Raw genomic sequence first — 16,983 nt, 5'->3', positions numbered from 1 at the left:
TAGCTTTGCTTCATAAAATTTAAAATACGAATATGGATATTGTATTAGGATTACAATGGGGAGATGAAGGAAAGGGAAAGTTCATTGATCTGATCAGTGAAAATTACGACATTACAGCACGTTTTAATGGCGGATCTAATGCAGGGCACAGCATTGAAAGAAACGGGCGCAGAATAACGCTTAAAATGATTCCTTCGGGAATCTTTATGAAAGGAGTACAGAATGTGATCGGTACGGGAACTGTTATTGATCCTGTAAGTTTTAAAAAAGAAATTCTGAATCTTCAGGTATTTGATAAAACCATTCAGCCGGAAAACAATATCATTATTTCCAAAAAAGCACACCTGGTAATGCCAACGCATAAGCTTCTGGATATTTTCATGGAAGAAAGTCGTGAGTATACTACGATCGGGACTACAAAGAATGGGATTGCCCAGGCATATTCAAACAAAATATTAAGACAGAACCTGAGGGCAGGAGATATATTTTCATCAGATTTTCAAAGCAGGGCACAGCATATTCTGGATAGAGATTACAGAATGCTGGAAGAAGAAGGAATGATTGTTTTGCCTGCTTTAGAAGAAATCAGTAAAGAGTTTTTTGATGCGGTGGAGTTTCTTAAAAAATTCAATTGTACAGAAACTGAAATTTATATTAATAAAGCTTTATCTGAAGGTAAGAAAGTATTGGCAGAAGGATCTCAGGCAGCGATGCTGGATATTGATCATGGTACTTATCCTTATGTAACGTCTTCCTCAACGACAGCATCAGGCGCGAGTAGCGGTCTAGGTGTTTCACCGAAAAATATCGGTGAGATTTACGGGATAGCGAAAGCGTATTGTACCCGTGTGGGAAATGGTATATTTCCAACGGAACTTTTAGATGAATTTGGAGATGATCTCAGAATGAAAGGAAATGAATTTGGTTCCAATACAGGACGTCCCAGAAGAACCGGATGGCTGGATTTGCCTGCTTTAAAATATGCGGTAATGATCAACGGAGTTACCCAGCTGGTTCTGACAAAAGCGGATGTTTTGAGCGGATTAAAATCTGTAGCAATCTGTACCCATTATGAACTGGAAGACGGAAAAACAGTGGATGTTTCAGGTTTACTTCCTGAAAACGGAAAACCTGTATTGAAATGGATGAATGGCTGGGATGCTGATTTTTCTGCAATGAAAAGCCCTTCGGAACTGCCTAAGGAAGTGGTTGAATTTCTATCATTTCTGGAAGCAGAATTGGGAATTCCGGTGGCTTATCTTTCGACCGGGCCGGGAAGGGAGCAGATGTTGAAATTAATCAGCAAATAGTTTTATGCCAGGCAATATATATTGATCTTATAAACAGAAGAGGTTAGAAAATATTTTCTAACCTCTTTATTGTATGGAAAACTTAGTTAACTTTTGTAAGTGTAAAGCGCTGCTTTATAGAAGGCTGAACCGTTTGATCCGTAGTGCCGATTACAATGGGCGTAAGATTGGTTGTTAAGCCGTCTTTTACCTCTAATCTCAATGCTGGTGCATTTTTGGGAGCAAATCCAAATCCATTGTTTCCAAGATTGAATAATAACCATTTCTGAGAATCGGCATTAACATTGGTTCTTAACTCAACAGCCGTTCCATTCGTTGTTCCGTTACCTCTTACGGTTAACACCTTTGAAGGATCCAGTATAGATTTGATGATATAATACCCATGATCTGATTTACTGAAAGTAAACCTCTGATTATTTCCTGTAGAAGCTGAATACAAAATTATACTGGTGCCATCTGTAGTGGAACTTCCGGTAATATCTACATTTTTATTATTCGCTAAAGCTGTTGTCATCGTATAAGTACCGTTGATGGCAGAACTGGCATTAACAGGACCATATAAATGATTGATTCCGGCATAATCACCGGCAGACAATCCTGTCCTTTGCTTGGTAAAAGTGGATCCGTCCAGCTTAGTCATTACAGGCTGGCTTGGGTCTATAGCAAAGTCTGTAGACTGATACATCATGACTGAACCGAAATCAAAATCCCCATATCCTGCGTAATCATTATAAATATTAAAGTTATGGCGGCTTCCTTCTACAGCTTTGTTAACATCTACAATGATGTACTGATCTCTATCCGGACGGCACTGCTCATGCATAATTCCCATAGAATGCATGATTTCGTGAGCGATAATGGCGGGATACGTGATATTATAAATCTTAATACCGTTAACTCTGTTTTGTTGCCATCCGAGTGGAGAACTGTTGGAAGTTGTATAAGTAAAGGTGATGTATTCTGTTTGATTGGTACGTTGAACAAACTGCATCGTGGTTTGAGACGAGATCATCTCAAACGCTTTGCTGATATTGGTAAGGAACGTATTGTAATTCTGAGTGCTCATAGTTCCCTGGCTGGGTAATGTGTAATAGACTGTAGCATTAGGCCAGGTTTTAATAAATGAACTAACGATAGTGCTTTTTTCAGCTGTGGATATTTCTGAATTGGCCAGGCTCTTTAATTTAGTAAACTGTTCGGTACTGATTGTTATATCATCTGCATAAAAATATTCACCATTGACTTCATTAACATACGTGTATTTTCCGTCAATTAATAATTTGTGAATCTTCGCATTGTCCTGTTTAGTCGTTGTAAGGTCTATTGAATCTGTTTGTGGATTTTCACTATCCGATCTACATGAATTCAGTGCCAGAACAAGGCATCCTGATAAGAGTAATAGTTTGCTTTTCATATTATTTAATATTGGTTTGGTTTACAATATGAACAGCTATATTATTATCATACGCATGAGATTATAAATACATCAATTCCTAAGTTTTGATTAAGTCTTCATTATAATTCAGCTGTGTAACGTAAATATATTAATAAAAATCATATTTACATATAACATAATATAATGATTGATTTGTTATTTTTTTATTTGAAAAATGTATTTATTTCGTTGATACAATTGTTTTAATTTAATTTTTACTATTAAATTGTAAATCAAGTTATTTCATGAATGTTTGATATAGTGCGTAAAAATGCATATTTTACTAGTGTAAAGTTTGTTTTGTTAATAAATTGATAAATTATATTGGGATTTGTAATGTTTTTTGATTCTAAATAATATTACTTGATTAAGATTTGTTTTTCAAAATAGTATTGTCAGTATAAAATATCAGGAAGTTCAAGGTGAACTTAAGGGCTGTATGAGAATATAAAAAAAGCGGGGCAAATACCCCGCTCTACATTATGCTTTTAAATTCAATTGTAATTCCAGTTCGTCGAGCTGAGCATCTGCAATAGAAGCAGGTGCGTCGATCATTACATCTCGTCCTGAATTGTTCTTAGGGAAAGCGATGTAATCTCTGATCACTTCATTTCCGTCAAGAATAGCTACCAGACGGTCAAATCCGAATGCTAAACCTCCGTGCGGCGGTGCACCATATTTAAATGCATTCATCAGGAATCCAAACTGAGCTTCTGCTTCTTCTCTGGTAAATCCTAATAAATCAAACATTTTAGACTGAAGATCCCTGTCAAAAATTCTGATAGATCCTCCACCGATTTCGTTTCCGTTCAGAACCATATCATAAGCATTGGCTCTTGCTTTACCAGGATCAGTTTCCAGTAAGTGGATATCCTCTGGCTTCGGAGAGGTGAACGGGTGGTGCATTGCATGGTATCTTTCAGTTTCTTCGTCCCATTCCAACAGAGGGAAGTCAACAACCCAAAGTGGTGCAAACTCATTTCCTTTTCTTAGTCCCAAACGGTTTCCAAGTTCCATTCTCAATGCGGAAAGCTGAGCTCTTACTTTATTTTCGTTTCCGGAAAGAATCAACATCAAGTCTCCTTCTTTTGCCCCGAATTTTTCGATGATTTTTGCTAAATCTTCCTCGTTGTAGAATTTGTTTACCGATGAGGTCTTCACTCCGTCATTCTGGAATTTTACCCAAACCATTCCTGAAGCACCAATTTGAGGACGTTTTACCCAATCCACAAGTTCATCAATCTGCTTTCTTGTATAGTCTGCACATCCTTCTACATTAATTCCTACTACTAATTCTGCATCATCAAATATTTTGAAATCTTTTCCTTTTACCAGCTCATTCAGTTCCACGAACTCCATTCCAAAACGGATATCCGGTTTGTCGTTTCCATATTTTCTCATCGCATCTGCGAAAGTCATTCTTGGAAAATCCCCGAATTCCTGACCTGTAATGTCTTTTAAAAGAGTTTTAGTCATTCCTTCAAATACATTCATGACATCTTCCTGCTCTACAAAAGCCATTTCACAGTCGATCTGTGTAAACTCCGGCTGTCTGTCTGCTCTTAAATCCTCATCACGGAAACATTTTACAATCTGGAAGTATTTATCCATTCCACCTACCATCAAAAGCTGTTTGAAAGTCTGTGGTGACTGTGGCAACGCATAAAACTGCCCCGGGTTCATTCTGCTTGGTACAACAAAATCTCTTGCTCCCTCTGGAGTAGACTTGATCAAAACAGGTGTTTCCACTTCAATGAAACCTTCGTCAGATAAATAATTTCTTACTTTCTGTGCCATTTTGTGGCGGAAGATCAGTTTATCTTTTACCGGATTTCTTCTGATATCCAGATAGCGGTATTTCATTCTTAATTCCTCACCACCATCCGTTTCATCTTCAATAGTGAAAGGTGGAAGTTGAGAATCGTTCAGAATAGTCAGTTTTTCTACCAGAATTTCAATTTCCCCGGTTGGAATATTAGGGTTTTTGCTTACTCTTTCAATAACTCTTCCGGTAGCCTGAATCACAAATTCACGGCCCAGTTTTTTAGCTTCTTCCATCAGTTGGGCAGAAGAGCGGTCCTGGTCAAAAACCAGCTGGGTAATTCCGTAACGATCCCGAAGATCTACCCAAATCATAAATCCTTTATCACGGATAGTCTGTACCCATCCTGATAGTGTAACTTCTTCATTCAGATTTTTCAGAGATAGCTCTCCGTTGGTGTGTGATCGAAACATAATTATTTGTTTAAAGTTCAATGTTTAAGGTTCAATTCGGAACCTTGAATTTTTCGTTGGCAAAGATAAGATTTTTGCAGGTTTTATAAATAAAAAAAACTCCCTTTCGGAAGTTTCATATATTGTTTTTAGATTTTTTTAAATTCTGTTACCACCTTTTGCGATCAGAATTCTCTTTACTTCTTCACTGCCTTTTGTTTCATCAGCTACTTCAAGAGGTGTTTTGTTCTGACATTTTTTATTCACATTAGCCTTATTGTCCAAAAGGAAGTTGATAATATTCTTTCTGTCAGACATTACACTGAAGCCAAGGGGTGAATAAAGTATATTTCCAACAAGGAAACATTTGTTGTAATCTCCCGGAGCAAACTGTTTTTTAAATGTTGCAATATCATCAGAATAAATGGCTTTCATCTTTTCCTGAGTCATCTTCTGGGCAGATAACATACTGCCAGACAGTAACATTCCAAATAGAAAGATAGTAGAGATTATTTTTTTCATAAGGATAATTTTTAAGAATATACAAATCTAAATTAAATTTTATTACCAATTGCTAAGTTTTTCTAATAATTGGATTTGTATTTTTGGAATTACATAAATTATTAATTGTGAAATGACACGATATATTGAATTTTTGAAAAAAGCATTCAGCGGTGAAGAAACTGATTTTACGAAAGTGAATATCAGAAGTGCTGTGCTGCTTTTAGCCATTCCCATGATGCTTGAAATGGCTATGGAATCTGTATTTGCGCTTGTGGATCTCTATTTTGTCGGCCATCTGAAAGAAAGCGGTTTTGCTATTCAAACGGTGGGACTTACCGAATCTGTACTTTCCATAATGTATTCTATTGCGATTGGGATGAGTATGGCAGCCACAGCACTGGTAGCAAGACGAATTGGTGAAAAAAATCCGGAACAGGCTTCCAGAAGTGCTGCACAGGTGTTGTTGGTTTCTTTTGCGGTTACTTTTATTTTAAGTTTACTCGGAGTCATATACTCGGAAGAAATCCTGATCCTGATGGGCTCAAAACCAGAGGCAGCAGCTTATGGGAAGGATTTTACCCGGATTATGATGGGAAGCAGTACGATCATTATGCTTTTATTTTTAATTAATGGTATTTTCAGAGGAGCCGGAAACGCGATGATTGCGATGAAAAGCTTATGGATAGCCAATATTGCCAATATTATTCTCTGTCCGATTCTGATAAAAGGATTGGGGCCTGTACCTGCTTTAGGGCTTACGGGAGCTGCTTTGGCAACAACAATCGGACGTAGTATTGGGGTTATTTATCAGCTGTACCATCTTTTGATTGCAGATACTCAGATCCGTATTCTTGTTTCTTATTTTAAACCGAATTACGGATTAATCAAATCTATTATAAAAATTGCAACTCCCGGAATTTTTCAGTTTGTCATTGCTTCTTGCAGCTGGATTTTTCTTGCAGAACTGGTAGCTACTACAGGAGGAGAGAATGCATCGGCAGGTTACCAGACTGCTTTAAGACTGATGATGTTCTTTATGCTTCCAGCCTGGGGATTGAGTAATGCTGCGTCTACATTGGTGGGGCAGAATATGGGAGCGAATGAAATGTTGAGAGCGGAACAGTCGGTGATGAAAACCGTGAAATATAATGTCATTTTTATGCTGGTGGTAAGTTTAATTTTCCTTTTTATGGGGAACTTTTTAGTTAGTTTTTTTACTCAGGAAATGGCTATTAAAGATTTTGCTAAAAATGCACTTCAGATTATGAGCATAGGATTTATTTTTTATGGAATCGGGATGGTGATGATCAATGCATTCAATGGAGCTGGTGATACATGGACTCCTACATGGGTTAACCTTTTTGGCTTCTGGCTGTTTCAGATTCCGCTGGCTTATTTTTTATCAAAGTATCTTGATATGGGACCAAAAGGTGTTTTTATATCAATTCCAGCCGCAGAAACTTTAATTACCATTGTTGCTTTTATCCTATTTAAAAAAGGAAAATGGAAGGTGGTGAAAGTTTAAAAGGCTGGGTGCTGGAAGAGGGAAGTACTGGCAGTTTGAAATATTTAATCTAGTCTTTGTTAACAAAAATGAAAAAGATAGGTAATCTGCTGGTTGAGAATTGAAAATAGTAACCTGATAGTAACTTCCAGCTTCCATTCCTAATTTATAAAACTTTAACAGCTTCATTAATTGGATTTTAGTATTGTATTTTCTAAATTCGTAGAACAACAAATACATAATACTATGGGAAAAGGAGACAAAAAATCAAGAAGAGGAAAAATTAATTCCGGAAGTTATGGTAAAAGAAGACCTAAAAAAGCCTCAAAATCTTTTGCAGCTTCTGAAGAGAAATCTAAAAAGTAATCAAAAATAAAAAGACCGAAGATCATATCTCCGGTCTTTTTTATGAAAATTAAATTAATTATTTACCACCTAAAATATTGCCAAGGATGCTGCCTAGTCCGCCGCCTTGTTGTTGGTTTCCTCCGCCACCCAATACATTTCCCAGTATATCGTTCAGAGGATTTCCTGATGATTGAGATTGTCCACCACCTCCTAAAACACTTCCAAGAATGTCATTCAAAGGATTAGACTGCTGGGCTTGAGCCTGATTGGAAGCATTTCCAAGAATTCCTCCTAAAAGATCTCCCAGGCCGCCTGCTCCTACATTACTTTGTTGTTTCTGCTGTCCGATATAACCCATAACTACAGGTGCCAGCATCGCAAGAATAGGACCAATTTTGTCTATAGAAATTCCTGTGTTCTGTGATAACTGGTTTTCAACAGTACTTTTTTGTCCGCCAAAGATATGATCAAGGATCGATCCTCCTTCAGCCTGTCTTGCCTCAATTTGTGAAGCATCATTTAAAATACTGCCGTTATGGTCTTTATCTAAAGCATTATTTAAAGCTTCCGCTTCTTTAGTATCCTGAGATTTATTTCTAAGATAAGAAATGATAAGAGGTGCAGCAACGGCTAATAGGGCAATTACCTGATTTTTGCTGATCCCGAACTTGTTTTCAGCCTGTTCAGCAACCTGATTGCCGGTGTTCCCTGTAAGAAGGTCAATTAAACTCATTTTTGTGTTTATTAAGTATTAAGTAAACCAAAGTTATCAAAAAATATGCCTCAGAAAATAACCGGCTCTCACAATTATTGTTAAAGTTTTCTGATCTGCTCTTCAGTATAGCCTTTGCTTTTTAACAGCTTTATATATTCTGTTGCACTAGCGGTCATCCATTCAATGGGTTCCGGTGCCTGTTTTTTATCAATGGTGAACTCCAGAATACCTACGTTGTTATTCATCCATGGAAGTACATAATAAGAAAGTCCGCCTTTATACTCCTTAAATGAATGAAATTCTTTTCCCTTCTCTGTTAAAAAAATGACTTTATACAGTAGAAGATATCCTACAGGAATCAATAGGCAGACCCATGAAAATTTTCTAAGATTAGTATATTTGACAGAAGAAAGACCGTAGCCAATAGACAAAGCAAAAATGACATTGAAAGGCAGAAAGAAAACGTAATTGTCTGATACCGCATAAAACGTTGAAAACCCATATACACATACGGCCCCCGCAGCAAAAACAAAAAACATTTTTCTGTTGGTTTTGTACAGAGACAGGATACCTGCGATACCAAAAAATATAAACAGATTGAAATTATAAATAAGATATACGAAAGATTGAAAGAAATCCTTTATGTATTGAATGATATCTTTTTTCAGGGAGTCTTCTACCCAAGTTCCCTGATCAGAACTATAAGGAGATTTGAAAGGAAGTCCCTGGGAAATATTCAAGATGAATAAAGAACCGAATAACACAACAAATATCAATAATGAAGCTGCTGCATATTTTTTTTCATTTCTGAAATAAAATAAAAAGATCAGTAAAGCAGGGATCAGGAGAATATTCTGAATATGTACCCATAAGCTTACCCCTAGAAATAAACTGCTTAACAGGATGTAGATTTTCTTGTTTTCCGTAAAAATTTTGATAACCGAAAAGAAAAAAAGGCTTACCCAAAGCGAATTATAAGTATATACTTCCACGATTTCCGCGTTTCTCCAAAAGGTAAAACTGAAGCCAAATACAAAAGCAGCCGTAATAGATGCCCATTCTGTTTTTGAAATACTTTTCAACGTAAGATAAATGACAGAAACTGTGGCTGCTCCTGAAAAAACTACTAAAAACCTGCTTGCTTCAATAGCGTTGATGCCTGCGAGATTTTTAATGAAAATAACAGTATTAATATATAAAAAGTGACTGGTTGCGGTAGCAGTTGTTTCCCATATGCCTTTTTCTGCACTCAGCACAAATCCTACACAATCAGCAAAAGGAATTTTTGAAAAACTCCCGCAATAATAGATACCAAGAAAAATAATAAATAAAAATACGGCTGATAAAGATTTGTTCATATTAGTTCTTTACAATAGGAACATTAGAACAGGCTTCTCCGAACATCAGGGATTTTACTATTGGTTTCAGTTGTTCTACCAATTCAATATAAGCATTTTCAGGAATTTCTTTATCTGAACATCCTTTTACAAGGACTCTCTTTCCTCTCATTTCCTCAAAATCATGAGTCTGGATGGCATTATGCATTAAAATAACTTCCAGGTCTTCACGGCTTCCAAAAACAATTTTCTTAGCTACATCTGTAAGTTTTGCGGTTAAAACAAAATAAGCCCAAAGAGGAATAATGGTATCTACAGAATTGTAGATGTATATATAAGTATCTTTATATTGTTCCGTATCGATTGCATCTACCTTTTCACGGAAATCCTTTTCTTTAAGGATCATTTCCTGAAAAAGGAAATCTTTAAGGTCAATACCTTTTCTTTCCCCTTTTGGCAGTAAAGTGGTAAGGTCAAAATTGATAAGGCCGCTTTCTGCAACTTTATTCCGGATTTCAAATTCTTCTGACATTTTTTATCATTATCTTTGAACAAATTTACGAATTAAGATCATATCTGTCTTAATTTGTTCTCTATCCTTACTATAGAAATGAAGTATTATATTATTGCAGGAGAAGCTTCCGGTGATTTGCATGGAAGCAACCTGATGAAAGCCTTAAAACACAAGGATCCCCAAGCGGAATTCAGATTTTGGGGTGGTGACCTGATGAAAGCTCAGGGAGGAACCCTGGTAAAACATTACCGTGACCTTGCTTTTATGGGATTTCTGGAAGTGGTGATGAACCTCCGTACTATTCTGAATAATATTAAATTCTGTAAAGAGGACATTCAGAAAAACAGACCTGATGTCCTGATTCTGGTAGATTATCCTGGATTCAATCTGAGAATTGCAAGATTTGCCAAAGAGTTGGGAATTAAAGTTGTTTATTATATTTCTCCACAGCTTTGGGCATGGAAAGAAGGTCGCGTAGAGATTATCAAAAAATATGTGGATGAAATGATGGTGATTCTCCCTTTTGAAGAAGATTTTTATAGAAAACACGGCGTTCACTCTCATTTTGTTGGTCATCCTTTGCTGGATGCTATTTCGGATCTGCAGGAAATCAGTATTGAAAAATTCAAATCGGAGCATGGCTTGAACGAAAAAGAAATCATAGCATTGCTGCCCGGTTCGAGAGAACAGGAGGTGGAAAAAATGCTTGAAATCATGCTTTCCGTAAGACCGCAGTTTCAAAACTATCAGTTTGTGATTGCCGGAGCCCCAAGTCTTCCAAAAGAATTTTATCAGAAATATGTAGATGATAATGTTCATTTTGTTTCCAATAAAACTTATGATCTGCTAAGATGCTCAAAGGCGGCTCTTGTGACTTCCGGAACTGCAACGCTGGAAACAGCTTTGCTGAATATCCCTGAAGTAGTCTGTTATCGTGGAAGTAAAATTTCCTATGCTATTGCTAAAAGATTGGTGAAAAATATCAATTATATTTCTCTGGTTAATCTGATTATGGACAGAGAAGTCGTAAAAGAATTGATTCAGAATGATCTGAATACTAAAAATCTGGTAGAAGAGCTTACTAAAATTTTGTCAGGAGAGAAAAGGGAACAGGTTCTGAATGATTATAACCTTCTGAGAGAAAAGCTCGGTGGAAAAGGCGCAAGTGAGCATGCTGCTGAGGTGATATTGAAAGTATAGTCTTTATCAATCTTTTGAGAATTTAATCTACATTGTAACTATGAATTATTTTAACCGTTTTCTTCTATTATTAACGTTAACATTATTTTTCTCAAACAGTTTTGCCCAGCAGAATGATGAAAGAGATAAAGTCCAGATATTTTATTACGGCTGGTACGGAAACCCTGCAACGGACGGAAGTTATCAGCACTGGAACCATGAAATCCTTCCCCACTGGAGCAACCCGAAATGGAATAATATGGGCCATTACACAGGAGGAGATGATATCGGAGCAAATTTTTATCCGGCGCTTGGCAACTACAGCTCCAATGATCCGAAAACCATCGAACAGCATATGAAAATGATTAAAGACTCCGGAGTGGGAGTGGTTGTGGTAAGCTGGCTGGGAAAAGATTCGTTCACGGATAAAAGTCTTATCAAATATCTGGATATTGCTGATCGCTTTGATTTAAAAATTGCCTTTCATATTGAGCCGTTCTATAAAAATACATCAGAATTAAAAGAACAGCTTTCTTACCTTGTAAAGACGTATTCCAATCATCACGCATTTTATAAAAAAGAAGGGAAGCCTTTGTTTTATGTTTACGACAGTTATAAAATTCCCAAAGAAGAATGGATTAAAATATTATCTGAAAAAGGAGAAAAAACAGTCAGGAATACAGAGCTGGATGCTCTTTATATCGGGCTTTGGGTGGAGAAAGATGATGCTAAATTTTTTAATAACTCAGGTTTTGACGGTTTCTATACTTATTTTGCCAGTGAAGGGTTTGTGTATGGAAGTACAACAGCCAACTGGGATTTTATGGCCCGATTTGCTAAAGATCATCATCTGATTTTTATTCCGTGTGTAGGTCCTGGTTATTCCGATACAAGAATCCGCCCGTGGAATGAAGCCAATTTCAAAAGCAGAGACAACGGAAAATATTATGAGAAGATGTTTGATGCTGCTGTTAAAGTAAATCCTGAGTTTATTGGAATAACATCATTTAATGAATGGCATGAAGGAACACAAATAGAGCCTGCTGTTCCTAAAAAAGCAGGTGATTTCAAATATGAAGATTACGGTAAAGACCCTTTATTTTATATCAAAGAAACAAAGCGTTTGACGGATAAATTTCTGAAAAAGAAATAATATACTTTTAAATGTAATTTTTAAAATAAAAAATAAAGCGTTCTGTTGACATTTTTAATGAAGACAGAGCGCTTATTTAGTTCTTTAAGAGTTTATAAATTCTGCTTTAGTTACCTATTTTAAAAGGATAATTAATGGAAATTGAACAAGCAGCCTCTTCTTATTCTGGCAGTATGTTTTATTCTTGGAATTCTTTTTCAGGATAAAATAGCATTGGCGGAATGTTTTATTGATGGTGTTGCTGTAACTTGTTTGGTCCTGCTTGTTTTAATCTGCTTTCATTCTTATTTTCTACATAAAGCAAAAACTGTTTTACTGATGCTCCTAATGTTTGGAGCAGGCATTATTCTTCATTTTTATAATACCTCTTTGTCAGACGATAAGCTTCTGATAAAGAAACATGAAACAGTTACATTTAAGATCTCTCAGAAATTAAATTCTTCTGAAAAGTATAGAAAATATGAAGGAATAATCCGGAAAGGGAGTACATCTTTCAATGCAATTCTATATGTTCCAAAAGACAGGAAAGAACTGGATTTTATTCACTACTACAAAGCTGAGGCTTATATTACGCAACCTCAGGCGCCAACATATGATTTTCAGTTCGATTATGCCCAATACCTCAAAAGGAAACATATTCATTACCAGATTTATATTTCAGAAGGAATTGTTTCTGCGGAACGGAATGATTTAGCATGGGCAGACCGGCTTAAACAATACAGGTTTGAGGTTCTTAGAAAAATAGATAAAACAGCAATTTCAGAAAAAACTAAAGAATTTCTAAAAGGTATTATTCTGGCGGATAGAACAGAAATTGATGCAGGCACTGTAAGAGATTTTAATAGGTCAGGACTGGTTCATTTTCTGGCCATTTCCGGAACTCATATTGTGGTTGTTTTTGGGATTTTTTATTTTTTACTGACTCGTTTTATAACCTTAAAACTCAGAAAATACGCGGTCATTCTCAGTTTGATTTTCATCTGGTTGTTTGCCGCTTTTATCGGATTGGGTAATTCAGTATTGCGGTCATGCATCATGTTGAGTGTTTATTTTATTTTCGTCTTGCTTCAACGAAAGCCGGATCTCCTTCACTCACTGGCCTTGTCTGCTTTTTTTATTCTGATTGGAGATACCCAGCAGCTTTTTGATGTGGGTTTTCAGCTTAGCTTTCTGGCTGTTTTGGGAATTTACTGGTTGAATCAGCCATTGCTGAAATGCTTTCCAAAGCAGGATAATGATATTAAAAAACTTTTGTATAACACCATTACACTTTCTTTATCAGCACAGTTGGCAACACTTCCTCTGGTGCTCTGTTATTTTCACCAGTTTTCATTCATATCAATTATTGCCAATGTAGTCATTGTTCCTTTTTCTGAAATTATCATTGTCTTTTCATTTGTAATGACCGGTCTTATTTCTTTGGGAATTGATTTTGATCTTATAAACAGAGTGTATGATGAAGTTATTCAGGTTCTGCTGAAGATGATCCATTGGTTTGCTGAGGTTGATTTTCTTTTCTTTGAAAATATTCCAATGAGTGGAATAGAAGTGATATCAGCATCGGTGTTTGTATATTGGTTAAGGCCGGCTATTCTGAAATTCAATGTGAAAAATAGGATGAGTTTGGTGACCGCAGTTTTACTCTTTCTGATGATAAGAAGCGGAATCACGGCTTTTGAACATCAGAAAGAAGAGATATTGGTTCATCATTTTAATAAAAGCATCGTTTTTTCAGTAAAAAATGGTAGCAGAGTATGTTTCTGGATTTCGGATATGAAAAATAAGGCGGAGGTTTTACAGTATATAATCAACCCATATTGTGCATCCAGAAGAGTAGACCATTTTGAGATAAAAACCTTGTCACCCTCCATTCAAAAAGTAGTTTTCAGAGATAAGACTTATGATCTGAAATGACGGTTCTGAATTTAGCCATTTTCCTGTATTTATAACGGGTGAAAATCTTATTTAGAAAGATTACAAACTGTCTATTTGTGAGATTTCTCACTTTTCGATATTGTTAAACTTTCTTAATTTTGTGGAAATTCAAATTTAAACTTATATGGCAGGTTTAACGAGTTCTACGATAGGTAGAAAATACGCTATGGCATTATCAGCTCTGTTTTTGCTGATTTTTCTTATACTGCATTTGACAACCAATTTGTTATCAGTTCTAAACAAGGATGCATTCAATACAGCATCTGACTTTATGGGCTATAATCCTTTTGTGCAGTTCTTAATGCAGCCTATTCTTGGTTTTGCAGTAATTTTCCATTTTGTAATGGGATTTGTACTTGAGATCAAGAATAATAAAGCGCGTCCGGTAAAGTATGCAGCAAACAACGCATCTGTGAATTCTTCATGGATGTCCAGAAATATGATTATTTCAGGAGCTGTTATTTTAGCTTTCTTGGCGCTTCACTTATATGATTTCTGGCTACACGAAATGAATTACAAGTATGTAGAAGGATTGACTCCTGATGCAGAACGTTTCTGGCCTGAGCTTCATGAAAAGTTTGCTGATCTTTGGAGAGTGGCTTTATATGTAATCTCTTTTGTTTTGTTAGGATTACACTTAGCTCACGGATTCCAGTCTTCATTCCAGTCTATCGGTGCCAGACATCCAAAATATACGCCGGTGATCAAAGCTTTCGGGAAATGGTATTCAATTCTTATCCCTGCAGGATTCATCATCGTAGCAGTTTTCCATTTTATAACTCAATAATATCAATATACTAATATGAGTAAATTAGATTCAAGAATTCCAGCGGGTCCTCTTAAAGACAAGTGGAAAAATCATAAAGACCATATGAACCTTGTTGCACCAAACAACAGAGATAAGATTGATATTATTGTTGTAGGTACAGGTTTGGCAGGAGGTTCTGCAGCAGCTACATTAGCTGAGCAAGGATACAACGTAAAAGCATTCTGCTACCAGGATTCTCCAAGAAGAGCTCACTCGATTGCAGCTCAGGGAGGGATCAACGCAGCTAAGAATTACCAGGGAGATGGTGACTCTACTTACAGATTATTCTACGATACCATCAAAGGTGGTGACTATAGAGCAAGAGAAGCTAACGTTTACAGATTAGCTGAAGTTTCTGCAAATATTATTGACCAGTGTGTTTCCCAGGGGGTTCCTTTCGGAAGAGATTACGGTGGCCAGCTGGATAACCGTTCATTTGGTGGGGTTCAGGTAAAAAGAACTTTCTACGCAAAAGGACAAACCGGACAGCAGTTATTATTAGGTGCCTATTCTGCAATGAGTCGTCAGATCGGTAAAGGAAGAATTAAGATGTACAACCGTCATGAGATGTTGGATCTTGTTATTGTTGACGGAAAAGCAAGAGGGATTATCGCAAGAAACCTTGTAACAGGTGAAATTGAAAGACACTCTGCTCACGCAGTGGTAATTGCTTCAGGAGGATACGGAAACGTATATTTCCTTTCTACCAACGCAATGGGATCTAACGTTTCAGCTGCGTGGAAAATCCACAAGAAAGGAGCTTACTTCGCAAACCCATGCTACGTACAGATTCACCCTACTTGTATCCCTGTTCACGGAACACAGCAGTCTAAACTGACTTTGATGTCTGAATCATTAAGAAACTCAGGAAGAATCTGGGTTCCTAAGAAAATTGAAGATTCAGTAGCGATCAGAGAAGGTAAATTAAGACCTGAAAATATTAAAGAAGAAGATAGAGATTATTATCTGGAAAGAAGATATCCTGCATTCGGTAACCTTGTACCTAGAGACGTAGCTTCCAGAGCTGCTAAGGAAAGATGTGATGCCGGATACGGAATTGAAAATAATGATACTAAAGAAGGTGTTTACCTTGATTTCTCTACAGAGATCATGAAAAAAGGTAAAGAAGCCGCTATCGAAAAGCATATTCATAATCCTACAGATCAGCAGATCTATGATCTTGGTAAAAAGTGGGTTGAGGAGAAGTATGGTAACTTATTCGTAATGTACGAAAAAATTACAGCTGATGATCCTTACAAAACTCCAATGAAGATTTATCCTGCGGTTCACTATACAATGGGTGGTGTATGGGTTGATTATAACCTTCAGTCTACGATCCCTGGATGTTTCGTAATCGGTGAGGCTAACTTCTCAGATCACGGGGCAAACAGATTAGGTGCGTCTGCATTGATGCAGGGTCTTGCTGACGGATATTTTGTACTTCCTTACACGATTGCAGATTACCTTTCTGCAGATATCAGAACAGGAACTATTCCTACCAATTCAGCACCATTTGACGAGGCTGAAAAAGGAATTAAAGAGAAAATTAATTTCTTCTTAAACAATAAAGGAACTCACTCTGTAGACTATTTCCACAAGCAGTTAGGAAACATCATGTGGAATAAAGTAGGAATGGGAAGAACTCCTGAAGGTTTAAGAGAAGCAATTAAGGAAATTGAAGAAGTAAGAAACAACTTCTGGAAAAACGTAAAAGTTCCGGGAGAAGGAGAAGGAATGAACACTGAGCTTGAAAAAGCATTCAGAGTAGCAGACTTCCTTGAGCTTGGACAATTAATGGCTATCGATGCACTACATAGAAACGAATCTTGTGGTGGACATTTCCGTGAAGACCATTCAACTCCGGATGGAGAAGCGGAAAGAGATGACGTAAACTACAAATACGTCGGAGCTTGGGAATATCAGGGAGACGATATCAACGCGGAAGTGTTGCATAAAGAAGAACTGATCTACGAGAACATCGAGGTTAAAACTAGAAGTTATAAATAATCTCCAACCTATAAATATAA

The 16,983-nt window shown here is 36.7% G+C and carries 14 protein-coding genes; 8 read left to right on the top strand and 6 right to left on the bottom strand.

Annotated features, from left to right (window positions below):
• The first annotated feature begins 32 nt into the window (after nucleotides 1-32).
• On the top strand, nucleotides 33-1,310 hold the full coding sequence (locus AC5YGI_RS08555; RefSeq protein WP_496167993.1) for an adenylosuccinate synthase: 1,278 nt from the start codon (nucleotides 33-35) through the stop codon (nucleotides 1,308-1,310).
• A gap of 82 nt (nucleotides 1,311-1,392) precedes the next feature.
• Here AC5YGI_RS08555 and AC5YGI_RS08550 read toward each other — a convergent pair whose 3' ends face one another.
• The 3 genes from AC5YGI_RS08550 to AC5YGI_RS08540 form a co-directional block, all read right to left on the bottom strand.
• Nucleotides 1,393-2,724 (bottom strand): M12 family metallopeptidase, encoded by a 1,332-nt coding sequence (locus AC5YGI_RS08550; RefSeq protein WP_496167992.1) that lies wholly within the window; start codon nucleotides 2,722-2,724, stop codon nucleotides 1,393-1,395.
• A gap of 501 nt (nucleotides 2,725-3,225) precedes the next feature.
• Nucleotides 3,226-4,980 carry an aspartate--tRNA ligase gene (gene aspS, locus AC5YGI_RS08545; protein WP_454511231.1) on the bottom strand — a complete coding sequence of 585 codons (1,755 nt, stop codon included), beginning with the start codon at nucleotides 4,978-4,980 and terminating at the stop codon, nucleotides 3,226-3,228.
• 138 nt (nucleotides 4,981-5,118) lie between these two features.
• Nucleotides 5,119-5,481: an ankyrin repeat domain-containing protein gene (locus tag AC5YGI_RS08540; protein WP_227944170.1), complete on the bottom strand. Its 363-nt coding sequence runs from the start codon at nucleotides 5,479-5,481 to the stop codon at nucleotides 5,119-5,121.
• 112 nt (nucleotides 5,482-5,593) lie between these two features.
• Here AC5YGI_RS08540 and AC5YGI_RS08535 point away from each other — a divergent pair, with 112 nt between their 5' ends.
• Both AC5YGI_RS08535 and AC5YGI_RS08530 read left to right on the top strand, forming a co-directional pair.
• Complete coding sequence (locus AC5YGI_RS08535; protein WP_496167991.1) at nucleotides 5,594-6,988, top strand: MATE family efflux transporter; 1,395 nt, start codon at nucleotides 5,594-5,596, stop codon at nucleotides 6,986-6,988.
• Between the two features lie 225 nt (nucleotides 6,989-7,213).
• Entirely contained in the window at nucleotides 7,214-7,333 is a 120-nt protein-coding gene (locus AC5YGI_RS08530) for a 30S ribosomal protein THX (RefSeq protein ID WP_065119703.1), read from the top strand.
• A gap of 58 nt (nucleotides 7,334-7,391) precedes the next feature.
• Here AC5YGI_RS08530 and AC5YGI_RS08525 read toward each other — a convergent pair whose 3' ends face one another.
• The 3 genes from AC5YGI_RS08525 to AC5YGI_RS08515 form a co-directional block, all read right to left on the bottom strand.
• Nucleotides 7,392-8,048 (bottom strand): DUF937 domain-containing protein, encoded by a 657-nt coding sequence (locus AC5YGI_RS08525; RefSeq protein WP_330743822.1) that lies wholly within the window; start codon nucleotides 8,046-8,048, stop codon nucleotides 7,392-7,394.
• 80 nt (nucleotides 8,049-8,128) lie between these two features.
• The gene (locus AC5YGI_RS08520) at nucleotides 8,129-9,388 is read right to left on the bottom strand and encodes a protein O-mannosyl-transferase family (RefSeq protein WP_496167990.1); all 1,260 of its coding nucleotides are present in this window, start codon (nucleotides 9,386-9,388) and stop codon (nucleotides 8,129-8,131) included.
• 1 nt (nucleotide 9,389) lies between these two features.
• The gene (locus tag AC5YGI_RS08515) at nucleotides 9,390-9,899 is read right to left on the bottom strand and encodes a DUF2480 family protein (protein WP_110008267.1); all 510 of its coding nucleotides are present in this window, start codon (nucleotides 9,897-9,899) and stop codon (nucleotides 9,390-9,392) included.
• A 78-nt stretch (nucleotides 9,900-9,977) separates the two neighbouring features.
• Between AC5YGI_RS08515 and lpxB the strand changes: the two genes are divergently transcribed.
• The 5 genes from lpxB (at nucleotide 9,978) to AC5YGI_RS08490 (ending at nucleotide 16,963) form a co-directional block, all read left to right on the top strand.
• Nucleotides 9,978-11,081 carry a lipid-A-disaccharide synthase gene (gene lpxB, locus AC5YGI_RS08510; RefSeq protein WP_330743818.1) on the top strand — a complete coding sequence of 368 codons (1,104 nt, stop codon included), beginning with the start codon at nucleotides 9,978-9,980 and terminating at the stop codon, nucleotides 11,079-11,081.
• A gap of 40 nt (nucleotides 11,082-11,121) precedes the next feature.
• Nucleotides 11,122-12,213, top strand: coding sequence for a glycoside hydrolase family 99 protein (locus AC5YGI_RS08505; protein WP_496167988.1), 1,092 nt, complete (start codon nucleotides 11,122-11,124; stop codon nucleotides 12,211-12,213).
• Between the two features lie 141 nt (nucleotides 12,214-12,354).
• The gene (locus AC5YGI_RS08500) at nucleotides 12,355-14,127 is read left to right on the top strand and encodes a ComEC/Rec2 family competence protein (RefSeq protein ID WP_330743814.1); all 1,773 of its coding nucleotides are present in this window, start codon (nucleotides 12,355-12,357) and stop codon (nucleotides 14,125-14,127) included.
• A gap of 145 nt (nucleotides 14,128-14,272) precedes the next feature.
• Nucleotides 14,273-14,935, top strand: coding sequence for a succinate dehydrogenase cytochrome b subunit (locus tag AC5YGI_RS08495; RefSeq protein WP_062675783.1), 663 nt, complete (start codon nucleotides 14,273-14,275; stop codon nucleotides 14,933-14,935).
• 15 nt (nucleotides 14,936-14,950) lie between these two features.
• A complete protein-coding gene (locus AC5YGI_RS08490; RefSeq protein WP_110008262.1) occupies nucleotides 14,951-16,963 on the top strand; it encodes a fumarate reductase/succinate dehydrogenase flavoprotein subunit in 2,013 nt (670 codons plus the stop codon).
• The last annotated feature ends 20 nt before the right edge of the window (nucleotides 16,964-16,983 follow it).

The sequence above is a fragment of the Chryseobacterium sp. CS3K3.1 genome, from assembly GCF_059515165.1.
The sequence above is the reverse complement of the archived record's forward strand: the minus strand, read 5'-3'. Positions and strand labels throughout refer to the sequence as shown.

Coding starts and splice junctions, on each gene's coding strand:
- AC5YGI_RS08555 (WP_496167993.1), top strand. CDS start 33: ATGGATATTGTATTAGGATTACAATGGGGAGATGAAGGAAAGGGAAAG.
- AC5YGI_RS08535 (WP_496167991.1), top strand. CDS start 5,594: ATGACACGATATATTGAATTTTTGAAAAAAGCATTCAGCGGTGAAGAA.
- lpxB (WP_330743818.1), top strand. CDS start 9,978: ATGAAGTATTATATTATTGCAGGAGAAGCTTCCGGTGATTTGCATGGA.
- AC5YGI_RS08505 (WP_496167988.1), top strand. CDS start 11,122: ATGAATTATTTTAACCGTTTTCTTCTATTATTAACGTTAACATTATTT.
- AC5YGI_RS08540 (WP_227944170.1), bottom strand. CDS start 5,481: ATGAAAAAAATAATCTCTACTATCTTTCTATTTGGAATGTTACTGTCT.
- AC5YGI_RS08515 (WP_110008267.1), bottom strand. CDS start 9,899: ATGTCAGAAGAATTTGAAATCCGGAATAAAGTTGCAGAAAGCGGCCTT.
- AC5YGI_RS08520 (WP_496167990.1), bottom strand. CDS start 9,388: ATGAACAAATCTTTATCAGCCGTATTTTTATTTATTATTTTTCTTGGT.
- AC5YGI_RS08490 (WP_110008262.1), top strand. CDS start 14,951: ATGAGTAAATTAGATTCAAGAATTCCAGCGGGTCCTCTTAAAGACAAG.
- AC5YGI_RS08525 (WP_330743822.1), bottom strand. CDS start 8,048: ATGAGTTTAATTGACCTTCTTACAGGGAACACCGGCAATCAGGTTGCT.
- aspS (WP_454511231.1), bottom strand. CDS start 4,980: ATGTTTCGATCACACACCAACGGAGAGCTATCTCTGAAAAATCTGAAT.
- AC5YGI_RS08550 (WP_496167992.1), bottom strand. CDS start 2,724: ATGAAAAGCAAACTATTACTCTTATCAGGATGCCTTGTTCTGGCACTG.
- AC5YGI_RS08495 (WP_062675783.1), top strand. CDS start 14,273: ATGGCAGGTTTAACGAGTTCTACGATAGGTAGAAAATACGCTATGGCA.
- AC5YGI_RS08530 (WP_065119703.1), top strand. CDS start 7,214: ATGGGAAAAGGAGACAAAAAATCAAGAAGAGGAAAAATTAATTCCGGA.